The following is a 24,467-nucleotide window of genomic DNA, read 5'->3' on the forward strand; positions in this document are numbered from 1 at the left end:
CTCTTACGCTAACGGGCGCCGTCGTCCTTATCCGAGAAAAGGAATTGTCGTGCCAGGTCAACATTTCCCTGTTTCATCTGCTGAATCGGGCGCGGTCGTCACCAAAGCCGCTATTCGGGCAGCGGACCAGCTCAAGATCAGCTCCGAGACGCTTGCCGCGATCATCGGCGTCAGTGAGGTTACAATCTCGCGCATCAGGCGCGGCGGCTCTGCACTTGAGCCTGGCACAAAGCCGTTCGAGCTTGCCGTCCTTTTCGTGCAGTTGTTTCGCTCGCTCGATGCAATTGTCGGCGGTGACGATGAGATCGCCGCAAGCTGGCTTGCCAGCGCGAACATCCCCCTCAATGCCCGGCCGATCGAGAAGCTGCAGACCGTGGCCGGGCTCGTTGATGTCATCGCCTATCTGGACGCACGTCGCGCTCTCAACTGAGCTTGGAGGGATCTTACCGCTGTAAAAAGGGCGGCCGAGGACATTGCCATCAACGGAGCAGTCATCCTCGCCTTCACGTCGGTCAGATCCACGCCCTCACTCAGGCTGAGCGCCGCAAGCGTAACCTGCTTCGCTCGGATCGCCGGTGGCGGCCAGAGCGCGGTGGCCTCACCCAGCTTCAAGCCGGTGATGGAATATCTTTGCGTCCCGAAACAGCGTGTTTTCGTCCTCGGGCTGCATTCGGCTGCCGCCTAACCTCATCCGCATCCGGATCGCGGCCGCAGTGGCCGGTCTTTGAGAGAGGGATGAGTCATGATGCTGGGAAAACGACTTCTGCTGATCGCCTGCCTTGTGGGGAGTGCCGGTCTCGCGCATGCGGAGGGCGACGCGGCAAAGGGAAAGACGTTGTTCTCCCGCTGCTCCGCCTGCCATGCGGCCGGGAGCCAGAACAAGATCGGACCCGGACTCGCCGGCGTCGTCGGTCGCCCGGCGGCGAGCGCTCCCGGTTTTCGTTACTCGAAGGCGATGACGGGCTCCGGCCTGACCTGGACCGAGGAGCAGCTCGACACCTATCTCGGGGGACCTGCGAAGGCGGTTCCCGGGACGACCATGGCGATCGCGGTCCCGAACACACAGGATCGCAGCGATATCATCGCATTCCTGAAGACGCTGCCTGCGCAGTAGGGGCGGGCCGCCCAAAAACACTCGGGCGCGCGCCGGTGAACATCACCGGCGCGCGCCCTTATCGATGTTCGCTATGCTTGATCTCGAACAGGGGCCGCGACGGCGAAGAGAGTTCTCTCCTCCGGCTCAGCTTCCGAATTTCGCCTTCGACAGAGGCAGGCTTCGGATGTGCCGGCCGGTCAGGGCGGCAACCGCGTTGACCACTGCCGGGGGAACGCCGGGCAGTCCAGGCTCCCCGACGCCGCCCATCGGCGCTCCGCTCTCGACGATCTCGACATGAACCTGAGGCATCGCGGCTCGGGACAGGATCGGATAGTCATCGAAATTGTGAGACTGGCGTAGGCCCCCATCATAGACGAGTTCCTCGAACAGCGTGGCGGAGAGCCCTAGCGCTGCCGCCGACTCGACCTGCGACTTCACGATCGCGGGGTTGACGATGCTGCCGGGATCGAATGCGATCCAGAGGTTGTGAACCTTGACCTCGCCCGCTTCGAGCGAGACCTCGGCGATCGTCGCTGTTTCCGAGCCGAAGGGCGAGGCCATGGCTACGCCGCGCGCCCGCTTGCCGCCCTCCGCATCATAGGGGCCGCGCTTCCAACCGCCCGAGATCGCGGCCACCGTCTCCAGCAGCTTCCGATGGCGTGGCTTGTCCTTCAGCAATTCCATGCGGAGCTGGAAGGGGTCCTGTTTCCCGGCATCGGCCATCTCGTCGAAGAAGCCCTCGTAGAAGTAATCGTTCATCGAGTGACCGACCGAACGCCAGAAGGCGATCGTCACGGGATGGGGGAAGCGGACATACTCCATGCTGCGGGACGCGATGGCATAGGGCTTCTCGACGATGCCCTCGACCGCGGAGCTGTCGACCCCGCCCTTCGCGCCGGCGCCGAAATAGCGTCCCAGCGGTCCTTCTCCAACGGTACGGACCTGGATGGCGGTCGGCTTTCCATCGGGGCCAATCGCGGCCCGGAAGCGGCTGAAGCTCAACGGGCGCAGCGCGTCGCGCTTGAACTCCTCCTCGCGGGACCAGAGCAGCTTGACCGGCTTGCCGGTTTCCTTCGCCAATAGGATCGCCTGCTGGAAGGGATTGCCGGGCCCATAGACGAAATGGCGCCCGAAGAACCCGCCGAGCATCGGCGAATGCAGGATCACCTTCTCCGGCGGCAGTCCGGCCGCCTGAGCCGCGACCGACTGGAACAGCTCGGGCATCTGGTTGGGAAGCCAGAGCTCCAGCGAACCATCCGCGTTGAAGCGCGCGATCGACGAGGGCGGTTCGAGCTGGCCATGAGCGAGGTATGGCGCATCGTACTCGGCCTCTACGGTCTTAACGGCCTTGGCGAAGGCTGCCGCAACATCGCCCTCCTTTTCGGCCGAGACGGCCTGGGCGGTGTTGCCTTTGAGCTTGGATAGCAGGCCCGCCGAAGAGTAGTCCGCCGCGACGGCGTCGAAGCCACTCGCAGGCGGCGCGGACCAGGTCACGTCCGCCGCCTCGACCGCCTTGCGAGCCCGGTACCAGCTGTTTGCGGTGACGGCGACCGCGCCGGGCAAGCGGTGCACGCCATGGACTCCCGGCATGGCCTTGAGCGTGTCTTCATTCGCGATCCCGGTCGGGTTCGTGCCGAGATGCGGCGCATGCTGCACGGCCGCGTAGAGCATGCCGTCGACTTTCTGGTCGATCGCGTAGATCGCTTTTCCGGTCGATTTCTCACGAACGTCGAGCCGGGGTACGGGCTTTCGCAGCCAGCGGAAGGTTGCGGGGTCGCGCAGCTTCACCTCGGCGGCGGGGGTGAGCTTCAAGGCCTCCTCGGCGAGTTCGCCATAGGCTACGCGCCGACGGGATGCCGCGTGAACGACATGGCCGTCTTCGGTCGTGAGACTGTCGGGCTTGACCTTCAGGCGCGCCGCGGCTGTCCGAATGAGCATTTCGCGCGCGCTGGCGCCGAGCCGGCGCATCGGCATGTAGCTTGAGCGCGTCGAGAAGCTGCCGCCCGTCATCCGCAATCCGTCGATGACGGCGTAGTCGGGTCCGGGTGGCGCGCATTCCACCTCGAAGCGGGCCGGGTTGACGTCGAGCTCCTCGCCGATCGTCTGCGCCATGCCGGTGTTGATGCCCTGACCGCCTTCGACGAAGGGGCTGAGGATCTTGAAGCTGTTGTCCTTGCCGATGACCAGGAAGGCGGCAACGCGTGTGCCCGGCTTGACCGCCTGAGCGGTCTGGGCGCGCGCTGGGATGGCGGGCAGCAGAGCGCCCAGCACCAGCGAGGCCGCGCCACCGAGAACGCCCCGGCGAGAGAGATTGGCGACGCCTTCGACGGGGATCAGCGCAGTTGCGTTGGTGGACTTGATCGCTGCGAGCATGTTCATGTCGATCCCTCCTCAACCAGCGGCCTGATGGATCGCCGCTGCGATCCGATTGTAGGTCCCGCAACGGCAGAGATTGGTCATGGCGTCCTGGATGTCCGCATCGCTCGGCTTCGGCGTCTGCTTGAGTAGCGCGGTCGCGGCCATGACCTGTCCCGACTGGCAATAGCCGCATTGCGGCACCTGCTGCGCCACCCATGCCTCGACGACCTTATGGCCGACAGGATCCTGCTCGATCGCCTCGATCGTGCGGATTTCCGCGGTGCCGACGCTGTCGAGCGGCATCTGGCAGGACCGGACGGCCTGACCGTCCATTAGTACAGTGCAGGCGCCGCATTGGGCGATGCCGCAGCCGTATTTCGTCCCGGTCAATCCCAACGTATCGCGCAGAACCCAAAGCAAGGGCGTCTCCGCTTCCGCATCGACCTCATATGCAGCCCCGTTGACCTTGATGCTTGTCATGACCGCTTCCCACTGCGCGAATGAAGCATGAACCTTAAAGGGGGCGGGGCCAGCGCGCAGGACGAAGACGAGGCGATTTCGGACAAATCCCTTCGAGAGCCACGAGCGCGTCTGTGGTGCAAAGACAGGCAATCGGGACGTCCCGCGCAGGGATGTTTCGCGCCCACGTCCCGAATTGCCTCGTCTTCGTCCTGCGGTCCTGCTGGGTTTGCCGCTAAGGTCCGCCATGTCCCGACCGGGCCGATGAGATGCGGAGATATTCCTCGCTCGCGGAGGCGCGCGTCTCATTAAGCCACCTAGCCGAACAACCCAAAGCCCAACCCGGATGGACAGATCCATGAGCAAACCCCTCGCCATCCCCGCCTCCTTCTTCGGCATGGTCCTGGGGCTGATCGGGTGGGGCAATAGCTGGCGGGCGGCGCATGAGGTCTGGGGGCTGCCGGCTGCGATCGGCGAGGCCCTGATGCTGGCAGGCGGTTTCGTCTGGGCCGTTCTCCTTGTCCTCTTCGCCGCCAAATGGCTGGCGGCTCGCAGCGAAGCCATCGGGGAGGCGAACCACCCGGTCCAGTGCTGCTTCATCGGGCTGGTCGGAGTTGCGACGATGCTGGTTGCGATTGCCGCCAACCCCTATTCCAGCCCCGTCGCGGTGGCGCTTTTTGCGGCGGGATTGACCTTCACTCTGGTCTTCGCCCTGTGGCGCACCGGCATCCTCTGGCAGGGCACGCGCGATCTGGCCGCGACGACGCCAGTCCTCTATCTGCCGACGGTCGCAGGTTCCTATGTCACCGCGATCGGCCTGACGACATTCGGGCTCGGAGACTGGGGCCGCCTCGCCTTCGGGGCTGGCCTCCTGAGCTGGTTGGCGATCGAATCCGTTCTGCTCCACAGGCTCTACACAGCGCCGGAGATGCCGCCGCCGCTGCGGCCGGTGCTGGGCATCCAGCTGGCTCCGCCTACGGTCGGCGCCGCGGCCTATCTAAGCGTCACGAGCGGCCCGCCTGATATCGTCGTCTACGGCCTGATCGGCTACGGCTTGCTGCAGCTCCTGCTGCTCGCGCGGCTGGCACGGTGGATCTTCGCTGCCGGTGTCACAGCCTCGGTCTGGGCTTTCACCTTCGGGCTCACCGCGCTGGCAACGGCGATGGTCAAACTCGTCGGCCGCGGCGATGCAGGTCCGGTCTCCGTCCTGGCGCCCGTCGTGTTTGCATTCGTCTCGATCGCGATGGGCGCGATCGTTCTGCGGACACTCTGGCTCCTAGTCAGGGGAAGGCTGCTGCCAGCCCCACCGGCTCCGTCGGCCACGCGCTGACCGCCGCGACGTCCTCCTCCAGATCAAACGCCCCGACGACGATGCAAAACTCAGCAGACCACATGATCTTGAGCCCGGTCGCAGAGGAGACGAACCCGGTCGAGCCGACTGGCCTGCTTGTCATCGCTCACCCGCGGCTCGACCGCAGCGTCGTGAACGCCCGCCTGGCGAAAACGGCGGCCGAGCAGCCCAGGATCGAGATCCACGATCTCTACCAAGCCTATCCAGACTATCAGATCGACGTCGCTGCGGAGCAGGAAAGGCTGCTGCGCCACAAGGTGATCGGGATCCAGTTCCCGCTGTTCTGGTATTCGGTGCCGGCTGTCCTCAAAGAGTGGTTCGACCTCGTCTGGCTTCACGGCTTCGCCTATGGCGGCAGCGCGCCGCGCCTTGCCGGCAAGACCTTGTTCTGTGCGGCCTCCACCGGCGGCGATGAGCGGAGCTACCGCGAGGACGGTCGCAACGGTTACAGGGTGGAGGAATTCCTGCGGCCGCTGGAGCGGACAGCGGCGCTCTGCCAGATGCACTGGGCCGCGCCCCATCTGCTCCATGACGCCCCTCGGTTGCGTGGAGAGCAGCTGGAGCAGGCAGCGCAGGGATATAGGCGCTATCTCGACAATCTGATGCGGGAGACCGTCATATGAGCACCGGCGAAATCCTGGTCCGGACCTTCGTCTATCTGCTTGCCGGCGTCATCGCCGTCCCTCTGGCCAAGCGTTTGGGGCTCGGATCCGTTCTCGGCTACATCATCGCAGGCGCCGTGATCGGCCCGGGCCTGCTCTCCTTGACGGGCGATATTGCCGCCGTCAGCCATGTCGCCGAATTCGGCATCGTCATCCTGTTGTTTCTCATCGGCATGGAGGTTCGCCCTGCGCTGCTGTGGCAGATGAAGGGACTAATCTTCGGGCTCGGCATGGCACAGATGCTCGCCGTGTCGGTGGTGATCACGCCCATAGCCATGATGCTGGGGCTCTCCTTCGCGGTCTCGGTGACGCTTTCTCTCATCCTCGCGATGAGTTCGACCGCGCTCGTCATGGCCACACTGGAAGAGAAGGGGCAGCGGTCGGGGACCATCGGCCGTGCCTGCTTCGGTGTGCTGCTGTTTCAGGATCTCTCCATCATCCCGCTGTTCCTCGTCGTTCCGCTGCTGGCGTCGAACGCATCTGCGGCAGCGGAGGGCAATCCGGCCGCCTGGCTGCGCGGCGCCGAGGCCTTGGTGGCAGTAGTCTTCGTCGTCCTCGCAGCCCGGTTCGCCGTCAGGCCTCTGTTCCGATTTATCGCGGCAACGCATTCGCGCGAGGTCTTCACCGCAGCGGCATTGATGCTCGTCGTCGGCGTGGCGGCTCTGATGACCGTCGTCGGTCTGTCGCCGGCTCTGGGTGCCTTCATCGCCGGGGTTGTCCTCAGCGAAACCGAGTTTCGGCAGGAAATCGAGAGCGACATCGATCCGTTTCGCGGCTTGCTGCTGGGGCTGTTCTTCATCACGGTCGGAGCGGGACTCGATCTCCAACTGCTGCGAAGCCAGCCGCTTTCCGTCATCGCGATCGCGGTGGGCCTGATGCTCGCCAAGACGCTCGCGATGTACGCGGCCTCCCGCGCCTTCCGTTTCCGTCCCATCGAGGCGATTTCGCTGGCTGTCCTGCTCGCGCAAGGCGGGGAGTTCATCTTCGTCTTCATCGGCTTCGCCAAGCAGTTTGCGCTGCTGCCCGAGCAGCTGTCGCGCCTGCTGCCTGCCGCCGTTGCCATCTCGATGCTGCTGTCGCCGCTGCTGATGCTCTTGCTGGACCGCATCATCCGTCGCCGGATCGCTCCGTCGCAGCAGGCCGCGCCAGACGTCCAATTCGAGGATCGCGTCGATGTCATCGTCGCCGGGTTCGGCCGTTTCGGGCAGATCGCGGGCCGGTTGCTGCAGGCCAACGGCCTGCGGATCTCGATCATGGACACGAGCCTGACCCAGATCGAAATCCTGCGCCGCTTCGATCAGCGCGTGAATTTCGGGGATGCAACCCGGCTCGACCTTCTTCGCGCCGCGGGAGCGGAAACGGCAAAGATCCTCATCGTCGCCATCGACGAGCGCGAGCAGATCAGCCATCTGGTCGAAACGGCTCGGACGTCGTTTCCGCACCTCGTGATCCTCTCGCGTGCGTGGGATCGGCGCCATGCCTACGAGCTGCTGCGCCTTGGAGCGGATCACGTCGAGAGCGAGACCTATGAATCCAGTCTTTCGATCGGGAAGGAAGCCTTGATCCGTTTCGGTTTTCGCGCTCACCGGGCGCATCGGTCTGCAGCCTTGTTTCGAATGCACGACCGCTCGCTCTTTGGTCGGAGCCGGCCATCGAGTGCAGACGAGAATGGGTTCCTGCAGGCGTCGAAGGCCGCCGCATCGACCCTGGCCCAGCTCCTTGCCGCAGATCTTGAAAATGAGCGCTCGCACCGGGGCCAGGAAGAGGACTGGGGCACGCGCGGGCTCTACGGGGAACTCACCGCCGACACACGGGAAGCCTCGGGCGGCGGTCAGACCTGACGATAGCCGCCCGTGACCCAGGCCGAAACGGCATCCATATAGCCCGCGGCATCATCCTCCCAGACGAAATGGCCGGCATGGAATACCCGGTGGGCGGCATGGGGAAGGTTTCGCGCCAGAAGCTCGCCGTTGGCCGGCGGCACGATGGGGTCGTCCTTGCCGGAGATCACGAGGACGGGCGTCGTCACCGTCGGCAAGAGGGCCTGGAGCCTCGGCAGATCGCGCGGATAGGCCCTGACATAGTCCGCGGCCTCGATCCAGCGCCGCCCCAGTGAGGACAGGCGGAAATCTTCCATAGCCTCGGCCGGTGGGGTCGCACGCGTCAATCGGGTGATCGTGCCGACGACCTGGGCGCCGCCGTCGGGCTCGCCATACGTCCCCGGCTTCGCCTCGATCACGCTCCGCAAGCCCTTGCCGAGCAGGCCCATGTCGACGCCGCCGCTGCCGACCACGAGGCTTTCGAACAGGTCGGGCCGGGTGGCCGCCGCGAACAGCATCGCCGAGGTGCCCACGTCGGGACCGATGGCATGCCACCGTGCGATGCCGAGCTCTGCGGCCAGGCGGATGACGAATTGCCCCATGGCTGCCGGCGACATCAGTTCGGAGCGATGATCCGAGCGCCCGAAGCCCGGGAGATCGACCGCAATGACGGGGCCGAGCTGCATCAGGTCGTCCCAGATCGCGTGAAATGCGTAGATGCTCTGCGGCCAGGGCGCAGTGATGAGGATCGGTAGGCCGAGCCCCGGGCTTCGCAGAATCCGAAGCTTATACCCCTCCACGGGGATGAACCCAGGCTTGAGAGGATCAAAAATGGCTTTGACCATGATGCCGCCTCGCTGATGCACCTTGCGGGATGTAGACGGATATTCGGCGGCTCGATCCGTCAAAGACACGCCGATTTGGGACAATCCGCGCGATCCGTCAGCCTTGTGTCTTGAAGCCTGCGCGCCGCTGGCTATGTCGCCCAATGGTGGCCGACTGGCGTGACGGCTTTCGAGCCCCGCTCTGCCGTGCATGAAATCATGCTATCAAGCGAAACCGGTGAGGTGGAGGTGCGGATGAGACATGTCGGCTTCATCATGGAAGACGGTTTCCAAGTCATGGGCTTGGCTGCCTTGTCTGCATTCGAGTTCGCCAACCTGCAGCTTGGCCGCCACGCCTACTCGGTCTCCGTCATGTCGGAGAGAGGCGGGGGCATCTTATCTACCTTGGGCATGAAGGTTGAAACCGTCCCGCTAGGGGAATTTCCCGACACCCTCATGGTTCTCGGCGAGTTGCGTCCGCGGCCCCTTACGACGGCGTTGCGCGATTACATCGCCGCTGCCGGCCAGCATTCCCGCCGTGTCGCTGGCGTCTGCACAGGCGCATTCGCGCTGGCGGAAGCAGGTCTGCTCGATGGGAAATCAGCCACGACGCACTGGGCCCATGCCAAGACGCTGCAGGAGCGTTACCCCGCCGTGCGGGTCGACGACGACCGCATCTTCATCAAGGACGGCAATGTCTGGACATCGGCAGGAATGAGCTCCGCGCTCGATCTAGCCCTGGCGCTGATCGAGGATGACTATGGCGCGGAGCTGGCCCGGGGAGTCGCGCGCCGGCTCGTCATCTATCATCGGCGGCCCGGTGGCCAGTCGCAGTTCTCGGCCTTGCTTGAACTTGAGCCGCGCTCCGATCGCGTGAAACGAGCGCTCGTCTATGCCAAAGAGAATCTCCGCAACGCCTTGACCGTCGAGGAACTCGCGGATGCGGCGAGCCTGAGCCCACGGCAGTTCACCCGCGTGTTTCGCGAAGAGACCGGGCAATCCCCGGCGAAGGCTGTCGAGCGGCTGCGCCTGGAGGCGGCGAAGGCGATGCTGGAGGATGGCAGGCATCCGATGGATATCGTCGCTCGCGATACCGGCTTTGCCGATCGCGATCGGATGCGCAGGGCTTTCCTGCGCTTCTTCGGGCACCCGCCGCAGACGCTGCGTCGCAATCTACGCCTGGCGGAAGCGCAGGAACAGGCAGGCGACGTGACATCTGGCATGGCCGAGGCTGGCGAGTAGTTCCCCGGCCAGCGAAGCCATCGCACCCAACTCGGTTCGCATAACGCGTCAGGTGCCGCTCCGGCAGCCAAAAGAAGACGCCATGGCGGCGGCCATGTCCGGAATTGCCGCCTTGTTGACTTAGGAGCGGACGACTGTGGGGCCTAGCTTGTCTCGACCGTCAAGGTCGAACGCCGGAGGCAAGCGTGGCCGTCAAATCCGAGATCAATGCGCTGGAAACATCCTTCGGGCGGTTGGCATGGCGTGAAGACGGACCGATCGGCGGTTTGCCGCTGGTCCTCCTTCAGCGCTTCCGCGGCACGATGGACGATTGGGACCCGGCCTTCATCGCGGCGATCTCACAAGACAGGCGGGTGATCCGCTTCGACAGCGTGGGCATAGGGCGCTCCGATGGGAGCGTGCCGGAGACGGTCGCGGGACTCGCCGCCGTCGCGGCCGAATTCATCCAGCGTCTCGGCTGCTCGCAGGTCGATCTGCTCGGCTGGTCGCTGGGTGGCGTGGTCAGCCAGCAATTCGCCCTCGATTTCCCGGCGCTCGTCCGCCGGCTCATCGTGGCGGGGTCGAGCCCGGGGCCGGTCGCCGACGGTCCGCAGCAGCATCCGCGAGTGCCGCAGATCATGACAAAGCCGGAAAACGACGCCGACGATTTCCTGTTCCTGTTCTATCCGGAGAGCGAAAGCGCGGTCGCTGCCGGCCGCAGCTCGCTCGCCCGCATCGCCACGGCGCCAGGTCGGGGGCCGCCGGTCAGCGCTGTGTCGTTCATGGGGCAGGTTAAGGCGGTGTCGAGCTGGCCTGGCGTACTGCACCGCGCCAAGGAGCTGAGGCTGCCGATGCTCGTCGCGAACGGCGCTCACGACGTGATGCTGCCGGCCTATCGTTCCTATGTGCTCTCGCAGCAGGCGCCAGATGCCAAGCTGGTGCTTTATCCGGACGCGGGACACGCCTTCCTGTTTCAGCACATCGACGACTTCGCGGCCGAGATCGATCGCTTTCTCGAAGGCTGAGCCCAGCCCGCAGACCGCGCGGCCGTCAACGTTCGGCGATAGCGAGATTTCGCGACGCAATGTCTCAAATCGACGCTTATGTGTCATTTGAGACATTGCGATTGTTTGCGATTGTCGGTCCATCGGCGGCGGGGAGTGCCCGGTCTGCCTCAACGAGAGATACCAGGTGACGCCATGCAGATGACCGGCAACACGATCTTCATCACCGGGGGGACCTCGGGCATTGGGCGGGGCCTGGCCGAGGCATTCCACAAGCTCGGCAACAAGGTGATCGTGGCGGGGCGCCGCCGGGCGCTGCTCGACGAGGTGACGACGGCCAATCCGGGCATCGATGGGATCGAACTCGACATCGCCGATGCCGCCGATATCGAACGGGTGGCTGGCCGCCTGACGCAGGCCTATCCGACCCTGAACGTGCTGATCAACAACGCCGGCATCATGCCCTTCGACGATGCGGGCGGCACGATCGACGATGCGACGTCGCGCAAGATCATCGACACCAATCTGCTCGGGCCGATCCGGCTGACATCGGCGCTGATTGGGCATCTGAAGGCCCAGCCACGTGCGACGGTGATCCACAACACCTCCATCCTGGCCTATGTGCCGCTGGCGACAACGGCTGTGTATTCGGCCACAAAGGCAGCCCTGCACTCCTATGCGCTGTCGCAGCGCTTCATGCTGCGCGAAACCGGCGTTTCGGTGCAGGAGATCGCGCCACCCTGGGTCGATACCGACCTCATCAAGAAGAGCGGCGACTCTCGCGCCATGCCGCTCGACATCTTCATCGAAAAAACGATGGCCGGTCTCGCCACCGAGGCGGCAGAGGTGATCGTCGACGAGATTAAGGCGCTGCGGGATAACCCAGGCAGCGGTGAGCACGCGCTGGTGCAGGGCTTCAATCTCGAACTGATCGCCAATCCCATTCCGGTCTGATCCGTAGAGGCGCCCCCATGTCGGTCCGGCAGGGGGAGCCTGCGGCGTTTGGAGCGCTCTCGATGATTCATGACAAGCCGCTATCCTCCGCGGCTAAGGCCCCCGCCGCCGTCGAAGCGATGGCGTCGAAGCCGGTTGAGGAAGGCTCTCTTCTGCCCCCGGCCTTTCTCGCGCTCGGCACCTTCGCCATCGGAACCGAAGGGTTCATGATCGCGCCGCTTCTGCCGACCATCGCCGACGACCTCGGGATGAGCCTCTCGGCGACGGCCACGCTGGTCGTCGTCTTCACGCTCGTCCTTGCCGTAAGCTCGCCGATCTCGACCGTCTTGACCGCGAGCTTGCGGCGGCGCGATACGCTGCTTCTCGCCATGGCGATCTTCACCGCCGGGAACCTCATCGCAGCGCACTCCTCGTCCTTCGCGGCGCTGATGCTCGCCCGCATCATGATGGCGGTCGCGTCGGGGCTCTACATTCCGGGAGCGAACTCGCTGGCGGGAGTCATCGTACCTGCGGGCAAGCGCGGACGTGCGCTCGCCATCGTCAGCGGCGGCATGACGATCGCCATCGCGCTCGGCCTGCCTCTCGGCGCCATCGTCGGCCATGCTTTCGGCTGGCGAACCACCTTTCTCGCCGTGGCTGCGATGGGACTCGTCGCGATCGTCGGAATCGGTCTCGGGATTCGCTCCGACGCCGGGTTCGGGATTGCGGTGGCGAGCCTGAAGCAACGGCTCGGGGTGGTCCGGCGCCCTGCGATCCTTCGCCTCCTCGCCGTAAGCCTGTTCTGGGCGATCGGCGCCTTCACGGCCTACCCCTACATCGCTCCCTATCTGAAGGCGGTGCTCGGTTTCGGTGCCACCGGAATCAGCGCGACGGTCTCGATGTGGGGCCTCGCCGCAGCGATCGGCGTCACGGTCGGCGGCACGCTGAACGACCGCTTCGGATCGAACCGGGTGGTGCGGAGCTCTCTCATCGCTCTTTCAATCTCCTTTGCAGCTCTCGCCGTTGCGACGTTGTTGGCGCCGGCAGGGGCCCTCGTAGTCGCGCTCCCTGCCATCGCGGCCTGGGGCTTCAGCGTGTGGTCGCTGTTTCCTGCCCAGATGGCGCGGCTGATCGCGGCCGGGCCAGTCTCGGAGGCATCCGTTGCGCTCGCGCTCAACACCTCGACCACGTATCTCGGCTTCTCCATCGGATCGGCGATCGGTGCCGGTATCATCGGTATCGGCGCGGTCTGGGCCATCGGCGCGATGGCGGCGCTGGCTGAACTGGTGGCGATGATGCTCGATCGACGCGGGGCAGCCCATGCGACGCGGTGACGACGCCTCTGCGCCGGGGGCGCCCGGCTCACTGCCCGGTTCCTCGGCCGAGCTCGCGAACCGCGCGGGGTCGGCTGTGCCCGTCGATCCGCGCACCAGACGCATGCTCGAAGCGCCCGTGCTGCCGCTGCTGGTCCGGATGGCCTGGCCGAACGTGCTCATCATGCTCGCCCAGGCATCGAGCGGGCTGATCGAGACCTGGTTCGTGGCCAAGCTCGGGACGGAGGCGCTGGCGGGCATGGCGCTCGTGTTCCCGACCGTCATGCTGATGACGATGCTCTCGAACGGCGCGATCGGCGGCGGCATTTCCTCGGCCGTGGCGCGTGCGCTCGGCTCCGGACAGCGCGCACGGGCTGACGCTCTCGTCCTGCACGCGATCGTCTTGAACCTCGCCCTCGGCCTCGGCTTCTCGGCCCTGTTCCTCATCTTCGGCCGGCCGATCTATCGTCTGCTCGGCGGCTCCGGCGGCGATCTCGAGGCGGCCTTGACCTATTCGGGCGTCGTCTTCGCCGGCAATGGCCTGATCTGGCTGATGAACGGGCTCGCCAGCGTGATCCGCGGCACGGGCAACATGGCATTCCCGGCCATCGTCAGCTGTGTCGGAGTCGCCCTGCTGATCCCGATCTCGCCCCTACTGATCTTCGGCTTCGGCCCCATTCCGGCTCTCGGCATCGCGGGAGGAGGGGTGGCGCTGCTCACCTTCTACGCCGGCGGAACGCTCGCCATGGCGTGGTACGTCCTCTCGGGGCGCAACCCGGCGCGGTTCCACTGGGTGCGCCTGCATTGGGAGCCGCTCGCCGGCATCCTGAAAGTCGGCGCGCTCTCGGCGCTGCAGTCGCTCCAGACCAACCTCATCGTCGCTGGCGCGACCGCGATCGTCGCCGCCGCGGCCGGGGTGGATGCGGTCGCGGGCTTCGGGACAGGCGTCCGGCTCGAATATCTGCTGGTCCCAGTGATCTTTGGCATCGGCGCGCCGATGGTCGCGCTCGTCGGCACCAATATCGGCGCGGGCCAGCGCGAGCGGGCACTGGAGATCGGGCTGAGCGGAGCGGGCCTGTCCTTCGCGATCACCGAAGTCATCGGTATCGTGGCCGCGCTGTTTCCCGCCGCCTGGCTCGGGCTGTTCAGCGCCGAGCCCGCGATGATCGCGACCGGCAGCGCCTATCTGCGGATCGTCGGCCCCTTCTACGGCTTTTTCGGGCTCGGACTGTCGCTCTACTTTGCCAGCCAGGGCGCGGGAAAGCTGCTCTGGCCGCTGGGCGCCGGCGCGCTTCGCCTCGTCGTCGCACTGCTCGGCGGCTGGCTTGTCTTGCGGCTCACGGGTTCGCTCGAAGCCTTCTTCGCCTCGCTGGCGCTCGCACTCCTGGCCTATGGGCTGGCGATGTTCGCTGCGGTGAAGGCGGGCGTCTGGTTCAAATAGCCCGGATCCGGAGTCGTGCACCGGAGTGGGCGAACCATTGGCGAGCGGATCATGCGCAGGGCCGCGGCATAGAGGCAGCGGCCCTGCTGCGGAATCAGGCCAGCCGGATGTCCGAAAGGTCGATCGAGACGACCAGCGGCTCGGCAAGCGAGGTTCCATCCGGCTGACGCGGGTAGATGCGCCGCTCGGTCGGGAAGCGGAGACCCTGCACCTCGACATAGCTGCCGATATAGTGTGCGCCCGGCGTGTTCCCGGCGATCTCGACATCGTAGTCGTGACGCTTCAGCAAGCCGGCATCGTCGACGTAGAGCGTCTGCACGGTGCTGTGCGTGGCGATGTCGGAGGGAAACGCCACTTCGAGCTTCTGCCAGGTCTCACCCTTCTCCCGCCACTCCCCGACGGATCGGCTGACGACGCCGGGCGCAGCCAGCAGGAACGGCATGTTGAGATAGGTCCACATCGCAATCCCGGCGAAATAGGCCAGTTGAGGCTCTGTCCATGGTGTTTCGAGCGTATGCCCGGCGAAGGAGGCGCGAGGCTCGTCCAGCTCCTCGACGATCTTCCCGGCGGCGTCCCTGATCTCKACGCGGCCCGGCTCGAAGCGGGTCACCTTGCCCTCCGGCCCGAACGGCGAATGAGAAGCCCACTCCCGCCCGAGCCCGACCGTGACGTTCGTCTCGTCTAGCTTGCCGCCATGCCCCTTGAGCGGCCAGAGCACGCCGCCCTGCCGAAGGTGGGCGGTCAAGGTGGTGAAATTCTTCCATCTGTCGAGCCCGCCATGGGCATCGATGATCTTCCGTGCCAGAGCGTCCATGTCGTCATCCTGTCGTTTGCTGTGTAGTTCAGGCGCCGAGAAAGGTCTCGACATGCGAAACGAATGTTTCCGGATACTGGAGCAGCGCGCCGTGGCCTGAATCCGGATAGATAATCAGCGTGGTGCTGCTCATGTTCTTGAACATCTCGTAGGCATTGATCGACGGGAACATCGTGTCGTCGCTGCCATGGACGATGAGCGTCGGCTGTCGGATCGCCCTGAGCGAGGCGTGATCCGGGTCCGGCTCCGCGCACCAGCGGATGATGGCCTGCGCCTGCGGGTTGCTGACGGCCTCGCCCCGGTCCGGATCACGGTCGCTCGTCCGGGCGCCGGCGCGGTCGATGAAGGCGGCGCCGGCGGCCTGGCTGGCTTCGGACGGCGTGAAGAAGAGGGGAAGCCTGACGTCGCGTGCGTTCCGGGCGAAGGCCTCTTCGACCACTTGCAGCAGATGCTCCTCGCCGCCGCGCGGAGCCGTACCGGCGAGGATCATCCGGCGGACATCGACCGCGCCGCGCGTCGCCATCACCTGGGCCAGAAAGCCGCCGAGCGAGAAGCCAAGGAGATCGACCTGCTTCAGGCCGAGCGCTGCGATGAAGGCTTCGGCATCGGTGACCTGCTGCTCGACGCTGTCAGGTGTTTCGCCGGAGGAGGTGCCGACGCCGGCATTGTTAAAGGCGATCACCGGCCGCCGCGCCGCCAGCGCATTGACCACCGCCGGATCCCACGCGTCCATTGTGCCGGTGAAGTGCTGCAGCAAAACGAGCGGAATACCCGCCTCCGGCCCGAGCCGGCGATAGGCGAAGCGCACACCGCCGCTATCGATATAGCGCGTCGGAGTCCGTTCGAGAGTATCAGGCATGGTCGGTTCCTTTCGCTTCGAATGAAGATGAGCCCTTCCGAAAGCGGTGGCGCCTGCGCAGCCGCTCGAAAGTTGTTCGGGTTTGTGTCGGCGGATGGACGCTCAGGGTGCCGGTGTCGGATCGTCGAGGCTGACCATGCCGCGTCCTTCGGCGTGAAGCGCGGCCTTGACCGAATGCCTCGTTCCGACCAGCCGAAGGAAAGCCGCCAGCCGGGGATAGGCGTCGAGCGCTATGCCGTAGAAGCGCGTCCAGCTGGCGATGACGAAGAGATAGGCGTCGGCAGCGGTGAAGGTTTCACCGGTGAGGAACGGGCCAACCATCCCTTGTTCGGCGAAGGCGAGACGTCCCCGGATGCGGGCGAGGACGAGCTCGCGCATCGGCGCGTCGATCTTCCAGTTGAGCGGGATGAAGCTCTTGTGCAGCTCGGCGGCGACGAAACTTTGCCACTCCATGACCCGGTAGCGCGCCATGGTGCCGGGAGCAGGCATGAGATCGCGTCGCTCCGCCCGATCGCAGATGAATTGCGCGATCACCATGTTCTCGGTCAGCCGCTCGCCACCGGGAAGCTCCAGCAGCGGCACCATGCCTCTGGGAGCCACGTCGCGATAATCCGAGCCGTCCGCCCGCTGCTTTGCCGTCACGTTGACGACCTCGAGATCGAAGGGCTCCCCGATCTCGCGCAATAGGATGTGCACCGAGAGCGAGCTCGCACCCGGATGGACATAAAGCTTCATGCAACAGCCCTCCTGGCAGGTGCCTCGGCACGAGTGCCGAGGCACCGCTTCATCAGGCCTTCACGAAGGCGAGCAGATCCGGATTGATCACGTCGGCATGGGTCGTGAGCATGCCGTGCGGATAGCCCTTGTAGAGCTTCAGCGTGCCGTTCTTCAGCAGCTTCACTGCCTTGAGGGCGGCATCCTCGTAGGGCACGACCTGGTCGTCGTCGCCGTGCATCACCAGCGTCGGCACGTTAATGGCCTTCAGGTCCTCGGTCTGGTCGGTCTCGGAGAACGCCTTGATGCCGTCGTAGTGGGCCTTGGCCGAACCCATCATGCCCTGGCGCCACCAGTTCTGGATCGTGCCCGGGATCGGCGTCACGCCCGGCCGGTTGAAGCCGTAGAACGGCCCGGTCGGCACATCGAGGAAGAACTGCGCGCGGTTGGCCGCGAGCGCGGAACGGAAGCCGTCGAACACCGCCATGGGCAGTCCTTCGGGATTCTTTTCGGTCTTCACCATGATCGGCGGGATAGCCGACACGAGAACCGCCTTGGCCACGCGGCCCTGCGGCTGACCGAACTTGGCGACATAGCGCGCGACCTCGCCGCCACCGGTCGAGTGGCCGATATGCACGGCATTGCGCAGATTCAGGTGCTCGGCCACCGCGGAGGCGTCCGCAGCATAATGGTCGATGTCGTGCCCTTCGCTGACTTGCGATGAGCGACCATGACCACGCCGGTCATGCGCCACCACGCGATAGCCGTTGTGAAGGAAGAATAGCATCTGCGCGTCCCAATCGTCCGATGACAGCGGCCAGCCATGGTGGAAGACGATGGGCTGGGCGTTCTTCGGTCCCCAATCCTTGTAGAAGATCTCCACGCCGTCCTTGGTGGTGACGTAAGCGGCGCTCATGGCATGTGTTCCTTTCGATGCTTGGACAGTGGAGAAGGGAGTAGCGAAGGCGGGGGCCGGAAGAATTGCGGCTGCCGCTATACCGACCGCTGCGGTCAGGACCGTGCGGCGGCTCTCGGTGGAACCTGGATAAGACATGACGGTGGCCTCGAAAAACTTGCTCCAAAGAGCAGTAAAGCCAATCCGGATTCACTGACGGACAAAGAAGCCTGAGATCGGGACATATCGACCTCTGCCGCTCGTAGGAGCCGACGATGCGTCGAGAGAGTGCGGGTGCGCCTGACGGGCTTCGCTCCGGAGGCGCTCACGCTGATGGGGGCCATGAACCTCGCGGCGCTCAATATCGCCAACGCCATCGGCGCCTGGGCGGGCAGCGTGACGATTGCGGCCGGCTACGGCCCGCTGTCCGCTGTATGGGCGAGCTTCGGGCCGACGCTCCTGGCCCTTCTGGTCTTCGCGCCCATCTTGCCGAAGGCGCCGCAGTTCGCGCCGGCGTGATTGCGGTCAAGCTCCTCATCTGGTCGGATGGCGTCGCGCGCGAGAAGTGGCATAGGCCCGATACGGAGGTCACCCCATGGCAATCGGCGATGCTCGGCGAGAGCAGATTTTTCCGACACTGTCCGCCCTTCAGATTGCGACGTCGCGTCGCTTCGCCAGCGGCGCACCGCGCCGCTTCGGTCCGCGTGAGGTCGTCTACGAGATCGGCGCCCGCGACGCCCCCTGCTGGCTGATTCTCGATGGCTCGGCTGACGCGATCCGACGCGGCGCGGCCGGCCGGTCGTCGCTGGTCACGACCTACGGTCCCGGCCAGTTCACCGGCGAGACCAATCAGCTCTCGGGCCGTCCATCCCTCATGTCGGTCGTGGCGGGGGATGCTGGTGCGGTCGCGATCCCTTTTGATGCGCCGCATCTCCGCGCGCTCGTCATCGGATCGGCGGATGTCGGTGAAACGATCATGCGCGCCTTCATCCTCCGGCGCGTCATGCTGATCGAGGAGGGGCAGACCGGCGGCGCAGGATCAATCCTGGTCGGACGCCGGGATGATCCGGGCATCGTCCGGTTGTCGGGTTTTCTCACCCGCAACGGCTACCCCCACACCGTCATTGCCGCGTGCGAGCCGGAGGGGCGCGAACTCGTCGAACGGCTCGGCGTCGCCCCCGAAGACCTGCCGCTGATGATCTGCCCGAACGGCACATTGCTCAGAAGCCCGAGCAATGCCGATGCCGCGACCTGTCTCGGCATCACGCCGGATCTCGATCCGAAGACTGTCCATGACGTGGCGGTCATCGGGGCCGGGCCAGCCGGGCTTGCCACTGCCGTCTATGGCGCATCCGAAGGGTTGTCGGTCCTGGTCCTGGACAGCCGCGCCTTCGGCGGCCAGGCGGGCGCGTCCGCCCGGATCGAAAACTATCTCGGCTTTCCGACCGGCATCTCCGGACAAGCCCTCGCGGGCCGGGCGTTCAATCAGGCGGCGAAGTTCGGCGCCGAGCTTGCCATTCCGCTGACCGTCGAATTGCTCCGCTGTCACGGAGCGGATGCGGAAGCCCCGTTCACCCTCGAGCTCAGCAATGGAGGCACCGCGCGGTCGCGCACCATCGTGATCGCCTCCGGAGCGCGTTACAGGCAGCCCGACATTCCCAACATCGAAGCGCTGGAAGGGGCGGGCGTTTCCTACTGGGCATCGCCCGTCGAGGCGCGGTTGTGTGCCGGCGAGGATGTCGTCCTGGTTGGCGGAGGAAACTCGGCGGGCCAGGCGGTTGCCTATCTCGCGCCGCAGGTCAGGCATCTGCACCTGGTGGTGCGCCGCCCCCTCGAGCAGACCATGTCCCGGTACCTGATCGATCGGATCGCGGCCTTGCCCAACGTCGAACTCCATGTGGACAGCGAAATCGTCGATTTGCACGGCGACCGGGCGACTGGCCTGACCGGGACGAGGTTTCGGGACCGCCGGACAGGTGCGATCCGGGAGTGCACATCACACCACCTCTTCCTGTTCATCGGCGCCGATCCCAATACGCACTGGCTCGACGGCTGTGTGGCGCTCGACGCAAAGGGCTTCGTTCTCACGGGGGAGCGCGCCGGCGACGGCGAGCGGCTGCCGCTCGAAACCAGTTGCCCAGGCATCTTCGCCGTCGGAGACGTGCGGGCCGGTTCGACCAAGCGGGTCGCCGCCGCCGTTGGCGAAGGCGCCGCCGTCATCGCCCAGATTCATTCCGTCCTGACACGGAACGTCGGGCCCGCATTGAATGCGGTGCGGCAAGCTTGATGGAGCGTGGCCTCTGCATCGCGTCACGGCCAGCGGAGTTGAGGTGCATGCCCGGTCCCAAGGAGTTTTGAAAGCCTCCGAGTGGCGGGACCGAAACGCGCCATAAGCGGAACTTGCAACTCTGCCAGAAAGCCGACATTCCGCGGTGCCGGTCGAGACAAAAGCTCGTCGAGCCGGTTCGCGTGTCAGCGCAGGGATCTCTGCCACAATTTTTCAGCAGCTTCATCAGGTCCAATCACGGTCAATCATCCGAATTGGCCGCGTCGAAGACCGCATCGAACCGGACCAGGGGCATAACCTCACGGAAGTAGTGCTCTTCGGCTTCATGCCATTGGCGCTCCCAGGGACCTATAATGCCCTCTCTCACAAGCAGTCTTGCTTTGCGGAAAGCGTCTGAAGCTGTCACGAGAACTTTCATGTCGATGAGGTCCGCGAGTTCCGGCCGAGCCGAATAGACGCCCTCGAGGATAACGACGGATCGCGGTGAAAGCTCAGACACGCTTGACTGCAACCTGCCGTCAAAAGCTTCCCAATCGAACGCGCGCCAACTGGCAGCGCGACCCTGCCGCAAGGCGCCCAGCACAGCGCGCTGGCGGGGCCAGTCGATACAGTCGGCAGCGCGGATGGCGGGGGCATCTGATCGCAACCCAGTGCCGCCGGCAAAGAAGTCGTCACCCTCAATGAGCGCCGCTCCCACCTTATCTGCTAGCAGCGCTGCCAGAGTCGACTTGCCCACGCCGCTGCGTCCGTCGAGCGCAATCACATAGGGCCCATCCGCCTTGGCCGCGTGCAAGTGGATCTGACGAGCGAATGTGCTGGTATCGGAGAAATGCATCAGCGTCTGGCTTCCTGGTAAGTCCGGCGCGATACGCCTCGGATGAAGAAGCTGCTGTCCCGCCATGCCGGTCAGCGTTCCCGTGCAACACTCTGCAAGCAGGTGGCTCTTTCCTCGTTTAGTTATAATCGACCCAGCTATTCTGCGGCGGGATCAATCTCCGCGAGGAACCATTCTCTGAAAGCGCGTATCGCACGGGCTTCCGGTCGCGATTTGAGGCGTGAAAGCCATTATGCATCGGTGGTACCTCCAATTATAGCGGTTGTCGCAGCGTGATCCATGCGCGGGCATCATCGTGGATCACGTTCGACTCGCATCCATCGTGCGCTATCAATGGGCATTCGACTTCCACCGACAACCGTTACCCCGACCTCAGTGGTTGCAGTTTGCCACGGAAAATATCGGCGAATGCTGACGACCGGCTCCCCTAGCGAGATGGAAGCCCGAATGCCTTCATGGCTTGACGCGTCGCATCCGCTACGACGGCATCAATGGCGCCCGGTGTTGCGTCTTGTGCGCCCGTGAAGAACACGCAGATCAGGATCGATGGTCCGCTTGGCGGCCAAATGATGCCGATATTGTTGTGCGTCCCCCGCGCGCCCGTGCCGGTCTTGTGGCCGACGGTGTAGCCGGCGGGGACGCCGGCCTTGATCCGGCCGGCCCCGGTGGGTGTCTCGGTGATCCAACGCGTAAGCAACTGCAGGTGCGCCGCTGAAAGCAAGTTGCCGCGCAAGACGCGGTCGAGGTTGGCCACATATTGCTCGGCCGTCGTGGTATCGCGCATATCGCCGGGCAAGGCGCTATTCAGCTCAATTTCCAGTCGATCCACGCGCGTGACGTGGTCGTCAATGCTGCCATACCACTGCTGGAAGGCAGCCAGTCCGCCCATTTCGCGGATCAGAATATTTGCCGCGGGGTTGTCACTAACCTCGACTGTCGCTTTGCACAGCTCTTCCAGCGTGAGCGTTCTGCCGATGGCCGGCTGCGTGACCGGCCCATGCGGCACCATGTCGGCAGCCGTGATCGGGACGTCTCGGTCTAGCCGATCGCGCCCCTGCTGCACGGTCTGCATCACATAAGCTGCGAGAAACAGTTTGAATGTCGAACAGAAAGCGAAGCGTTCGGTTGAGCGCCAGCCGACCCGCTGGCCGTCCCGCGTCGCGAAAAGCCCGAGACGGCCTCCATGGCGGGCTTCAAGAGACTTGAGATCGAGACTAGTCCCAGGAGCAGCCGCGGCATGCCCGGCGCCGACTAGAGTGGCGCCGGCGCCGATCAAGAATGAGCGCCGGTCCGCAAGGAAATCAATGGTGCGAGTTGTCATGTGCGTTGCGTCTCCAGAGGGAGGCGCAGAGGTAGCGAGGCCGCATGGCCCTAGCCAAATGATCGTTACTCAGATTTGATATGAATAAAATTGGGGCTTCTGGATGGATGTTTCGAGATTGCCGCTCATCGCGCTGCGCGCCTTTGAAGCGTCGGCGCGGCTCGGTAGCCTGACCAAGGCGGGGATGGAGCTGCGCGTGGGCCAGACCGCAATAAGCCATCAGATCAAGCTGCTTGAGAAAGATCTCGGCTTCACGCTGTTCGAGCGCTTGCCGCGTGGCATCGCTCTGACCGAGGAGGCGCAGGCGCTGCTGCCGGTGTTGACGGATGCGCTACGTCGGGTCAGCGACAAGGTGCACCAACTGCGTACCGGCGGCACGGCCGAGATTCTCACGATCGGCGTGGTCAGCAGCTTCGCCCTCGGGTGGCTCCTGCCGCGCCTGCAGGACTTCAACGCGCGGCACCCGCAGATCGAGGTGCGGATCAAGACGAACAACAACCGTGCCGACACGCTCCTCGACGGCCTCGATCTTTTCATTCGTTTCGGTGACGGTGCCTGGCACGGCACAGAGGCGGTCGAGCTGATGCAAGCCCCGCTCGCTCCGGTCTGCAGCCCTGGCCTCGCCATGTCAGTCCGCACTCCGGCTGACCTGCTGGCCCAGCACCTCCTGCGCTCATACCGCCAGGACGAATGGCCGCTCTGGTTCCTTACCGCGGGACTGACCCCGCCGGTCGCGCGGGGCTGGATTTTCGATAACTCGCTGGCCTTGGTCGAAGCGGCAGCGCAAGGTCTCGGTGTTGCGCTGGTCCCCGCCGCGATGTTCTCGCGCGATATCTCTTCCGGTCGGATTGTACAGCCTCTCGACGTCGGTATCGTTACCGGGGCCTACTGGATGACGCGATTGAGGTCACGGACCGAAACCGGCGCCATGGTGGCCTTTAAGAGGTGGATTGTCGCCGAGCTTTAAGCTGAGCATGGAGACGATTGTTTTCAAAGGCGTGCGCCAACAATGGACACTAGTGGTCAGTGTGAAAGCGGGCAGAGATCTGGACAACGCAACCGAAGAGCCGGCACTGACCTGAGAGAGAGGCACGGGCCCGGCCGCAAGCCGAACAGTGCCGAAGGAGTCGCCGCCACTGCTCATTGGGAAGGCTCCGACGCGGGAGATCTGCTGCGGTAAGTTTGCGGCTGACAGCGGCCCCGTGGGACAGCGCAATGTTTCTTTTCGACGGCCCCGACCAGGCCGACGTGACGATCCTCCTGGCGCATGGGGCCGAAGCTCCGATGGGCTCGCGATCAATGACGGCGTCCGCAAATGCCTTAGCCGGAGAGGGCTTTCGCGTTGCCCGCTTTGAGTTCGACTATATGGCGGCGGCGGACCGCAGTTGGGCGCATGCCGTCGGCCCGCGCTGAAAAGCTAAACCCGCGATATATCGCTGCCGTCGACGCGCTCGGCAGGGAGAGCTTGTTATCGGTGGCAAGTCGATGGGCGGGCGCGCCGCGAGCATGGTCGCGGACACGCTGTTAGAGAGTGGACGGATTCGTCGCCTTCTTTGCCTCCGTTATCCTTTCCATCCGCCCGGCAAGCCGGAGCAATTGCGCACCGGCCACCTTGTCGATCTGAAAAATCCCACCCTCATTGAGCGGCCGATCATCTCGTGACCATGTCCGACGCAACTCTTACCTGGGCCGGGCAGCTCAAACCCCCGGCAGGGTCGCGATATGAAGATGGACATCGGGAAACGCCACGAGCAGCGCCGGGAAAGAGCAAGTGATGACGCAGCACCGCATCTACAGAATGAGCTTTGCCAAGATTTATCCTCTTCTGGTCGCCAAGGCGGAGAGGAAGGGGCGCACGAAGGTGGAGGTCGACCAGATCATCCACTGGCTGACCGGCTACGGCCAAGAGGCACTTGCCTCTCAGCTGGCGAAAAACTCGGACTATGAGACCTTTTTCGCCCAGGCGCCGGCACTCAATCCCGCGCGCCTCAGCATAAGGGGAATTGTCTGCGGTGTCCGCGTCGAGGAAATCGCCGAGCCAGTGATGCGGGAAATCCGCTACTTGGACAAGCTCATCGATGAACTCGCCCGAGGGAAGGCGATCGACAAGATCTTATGCCGTCGACCATAGTCAGCGCGCTTGCCGGGGGGACGCCATTCTTAGATTTTGGACAAGGAACCGAACCTGTTCGCGTATAGCGACGCCCTTCAAGGGCGCGCGCTCCGGGTCACCAAATACGCTGCGTTAGACTGCGAAGGA

At 64.7% G+C, this 24,467-nt stretch carries 23 protein-coding genes and 1 pseudogene; 15 read left to right on the top strand and 9 right to left on the bottom strand.

Annotated features, from left to right (window positions below; translation table 11 throughout):
• The first annotated feature begins 49 nt into the window (after positions 1–49).
• Complete coding sequence (locus AC1DNE_RS04875; protein ID WP_441470813.1) at positions 50–430, top strand: MbcA/ParS/Xre antitoxin family protein; 381 nt, start codon at positions 50–52, stop codon at positions 428–430.
• A 312-nt stretch (positions 431–742) separates the two neighbouring features.
• On the top strand, positions 743–1,114 hold the full coding sequence (locus AC1DNE_RS04880; RefSeq protein WP_441470814.1) for a c-type cytochrome: 372 nt from the start codon (positions 743–745) through the stop codon (positions 1,112–1,114).
• 126 nt (positions 1,115–1,240) lie between these two features.
• Here AC1DNE_RS04880 and AC1DNE_RS04885 read toward each other — a convergent pair whose 3' ends face one another.
• Complete coding sequence (locus AC1DNE_RS04885) at positions 1,241–3,475, bottom strand: xanthine dehydrogenase family protein molybdopterin-binding subunit (RefSeq protein WP_441513505.1); 2,235 nt, start codon at positions 3,473–3,475, stop codon at positions 1,241–1,243.
• A gap of 12 nt (positions 3,476–3,487) precedes the next feature.
• A complete protein-coding gene (locus tag AC1DNE_RS04890; RefSeq protein WP_441470816.1) occupies positions 3,488–3,934 on the bottom strand; it encodes a (2Fe-2S)-binding protein in 447 nt (148 codons plus the stop codon).
• A 337-nt stretch (positions 3,935–4,271) separates the two neighbouring features.
• On the opposite strand from AC1DNE_RS04890, the gene tehA reads away from it, so the two are divergent.
• From tehA to AC1DNE_RS04905, 3 genes are all read left to right on the top strand, one after another.
• Positions 4,272–5,243 carry a dicarboxylate transporter/tellurite-resistance protein TehA gene (tehA, locus tag AC1DNE_RS04895; RefSeq protein WP_441470817.1) on the top strand — a complete coding sequence of 324 codons (972 nt, stop codon included), beginning with the start codon at positions 4,272–4,274 and terminating at the stop codon, positions 5,241–5,243.
• A 62-nt stretch (positions 5,244–5,305) separates the two neighbouring features.
• Entirely contained in the window at positions 5,306–5,887 is a 582-nt protein-coding gene (locus AC1DNE_RS04900; protein WP_441470818.1) for an NAD(P)H-dependent oxidoreductase, read from the top strand.
• Positions 5,884–7,767: a cation:proton antiporter domain-containing protein gene (locus tag AC1DNE_RS04905; RefSeq protein WP_441470819.1), complete on the top strand. Its 1,884-nt coding sequence runs from the start codon at positions 5,884–5,886 to the stop codon at positions 7,765–7,767. The genes AC1DNE_RS04900 and AC1DNE_RS04905 overlap by 4 nt, the downstream gene beginning before the upstream one ends.
• Here the strand turns inward: AC1DNE_RS04905 and AC1DNE_RS04910 are convergent.
• Positions 7,758–8,546, bottom strand: coding sequence for an alpha/beta fold hydrolase (locus AC1DNE_RS04910; RefSeq protein WP_441513504.1), 789 nt, complete (start codon positions 8,544–8,546; stop codon positions 7,758–7,760). The genes AC1DNE_RS04905 and AC1DNE_RS04910 overlap by 10 nt on opposite strands.
• Positions 8,547–8,825: 279 nt before the next feature.
• Between AC1DNE_RS04910 and AC1DNE_RS04915 the strand changes: the two genes are divergently transcribed.
• The 5 genes from AC1DNE_RS04915 to AC1DNE_RS04935 all read left to right on the top strand — a co-directional run bounded on the left by AC1DNE_RS04915 (position 8,826) and on the right by AC1DNE_RS04935 (position 14,482).
• Positions 8,826–9,812, top strand: coding sequence for a GlxA family transcriptional regulator (locus AC1DNE_RS04915; RefSeq protein WP_441471081.1), 987 nt, complete (start codon positions 8,826–8,828; stop codon positions 9,810–9,812).
• 185 nt (positions 9,813–9,997) lie between these two features.
• Positions 9,998–10,816, top strand: coding sequence for an alpha/beta fold hydrolase (locus AC1DNE_RS04920; RefSeq protein WP_441470821.1), 819 nt, complete (start codon positions 9,998–10,000; stop codon positions 10,814–10,816).
• Positions 10,817–10,990: 174 nt separating this feature from the next.
• Positions 10,991–11,749, top strand: coding sequence for an SDR family oxidoreductase (locus AC1DNE_RS04925; protein ID WP_441470822.1), 759 nt, complete (start codon positions 10,991–10,993; stop codon positions 11,747–11,749).
• A 62-nt stretch (positions 11,750–11,811) separates the two neighbouring features.
• Entirely contained in the window at positions 11,812–13,062 is a 1,251-nt protein-coding gene (locus AC1DNE_RS04930) for an MFS transporter (RefSeq protein ID WP_441470823.1), read from the top strand.
• Entirely contained in the window at positions 13,049–14,482 is a 1,434-nt protein-coding gene (locus AC1DNE_RS04935) for an MATE family efflux transporter (protein WP_441470824.1), read from the top strand. The genes AC1DNE_RS04930 and AC1DNE_RS04935 overlap by 14 nt, the downstream gene beginning before the upstream one ends.
• 94 nt (positions 14,483–14,576) lie before the next feature.
• Here AC1DNE_RS04935 and AC1DNE_RS04940 read toward each other — a convergent pair whose 3' ends face one another.
• The 4 genes from AC1DNE_RS04940 to AC1DNE_RS04955 all read right to left on the bottom strand — a co-directional run bounded on the left by AC1DNE_RS04940 (position 14,577) and on the right by AC1DNE_RS04955 (position 17,785).
• Positions 14,577–15,296 carry a hypothetical protein gene (locus AC1DNE_RS04940; protein ID WP_441470825.1) on the bottom strand — a complete coding sequence of 240 codons (720 nt, stop codon included), beginning with the start codon at positions 15,294–15,296 and terminating at the stop codon, positions 14,577–14,579.
• A 28-nt stretch (positions 15,297–15,324) separates the two neighbouring features.
• Positions 15,325–16,155, bottom strand: coding sequence for an alpha/beta fold hydrolase (locus AC1DNE_RS04945; RefSeq protein WP_441470826.1), 831 nt, complete (start codon positions 16,153–16,155; stop codon positions 15,325–15,327).
• A 102-nt stretch (positions 16,156–16,257) separates the two neighbouring features.
• Positions 16,258–16,890: a glutathione S-transferase C-terminal domain-containing protein gene (locus AC1DNE_RS04950; protein ID WP_441470827.1), complete on the bottom strand. Its 633-nt coding sequence runs from the start codon at positions 16,888–16,890 to the stop codon at positions 16,258–16,260.
• A gap of 52 nt (positions 16,891–16,942) precedes the next feature.
• On the bottom strand, positions 16,943–17,785 hold the full coding sequence (locus AC1DNE_RS04955) for an alpha/beta fold hydrolase (protein WP_441470828.1): 843 nt from the start codon (positions 17,783–17,785) through the stop codon (positions 16,943–16,945).
• A 273-nt stretch (positions 17,786–18,058) separates the two neighbouring features.
• Here AC1DNE_RS04955 and AC1DNE_RS04960 point away from each other — a divergent pair, with 273 nt between their 5' ends.
• The gene (locus AC1DNE_RS04960; RefSeq protein ID WP_441470829.1) at positions 18,059–18,283 is read left to right on the top strand and encodes a hypothetical protein; all 225 of its coding nucleotides are present in this window, start codon (positions 18,059–18,061) and stop codon (positions 18,281–18,283) included.
• Between the two features lie 76 nt (positions 18,284–18,359).
• The gene (locus tag AC1DNE_RS04965) at positions 18,360–20,051 is read left to right on the top strand and encodes an FAD-dependent oxidoreductase (protein WP_476810281.1); all 1,692 of its coding nucleotides are present in this window, start codon (positions 18,360–18,362) and stop codon (positions 20,049–20,051) included.
• A gap of 241 nt (positions 20,052–20,292) precedes the next feature.
• Here the strand turns inward: AC1DNE_RS04965 and AC1DNE_RS04970 are convergent, their stop codons facing one another.
• Complete coding sequence (locus AC1DNE_RS04970) at positions 20,293–20,952, bottom strand: uridine kinase family protein (protein WP_142022882.1); 660 nt, start codon at positions 20,950–20,952, stop codon at positions 20,293–20,295.
• A 361-nt stretch (positions 20,953–21,313) separates the two neighbouring features.
• Positions 21,314–22,207, bottom strand: a complete 894-nt coding sequence (gene bla, locus AC1DNE_RS04975) for a class A beta-lactamase (protein WP_082617698.1) — start codon at positions 22,205–22,207, stop codon at positions 21,314–21,316.
• A 103-nt stretch (positions 22,208–22,310) separates the two neighbouring features.
• Between bla and AC1DNE_RS04980 the strand changes: the two genes are divergently transcribed.
• From AC1DNE_RS04980 to AC1DNE_RS04990, 3 genes and pseudogenes are all read left to right on the top strand, one after another.
• On the top strand, positions 22,311–23,174 hold the full coding sequence (locus AC1DNE_RS04980) for a LysR family transcriptional regulator (protein WP_061971247.1): 864 nt from the start codon (positions 22,311–22,313) through the stop codon (positions 23,172–23,174).
• Between the two features lie 248 nt (positions 23,175–23,422).
• Positions 23,423–23,869: pseudogene (locus AC1DNE_RS04985) on the top strand (alpha/beta hydrolase family protein).
• A gap of 112 nt (positions 23,870–23,981) precedes the next feature.
• Positions 23,982–24,338 (top strand): DUF2200 domain-containing protein, encoded by a 357-nt coding sequence (locus AC1DNE_RS04990; RefSeq protein WP_061971248.1) that lies wholly within the window; start codon positions 23,982–23,984, stop codon positions 24,336–24,338.
• Positions 24,339–24,467 lie beyond the last annotated feature (129 nt).

The organism is Allobosea sp. 05L423, from assembly GCF_056397745.1.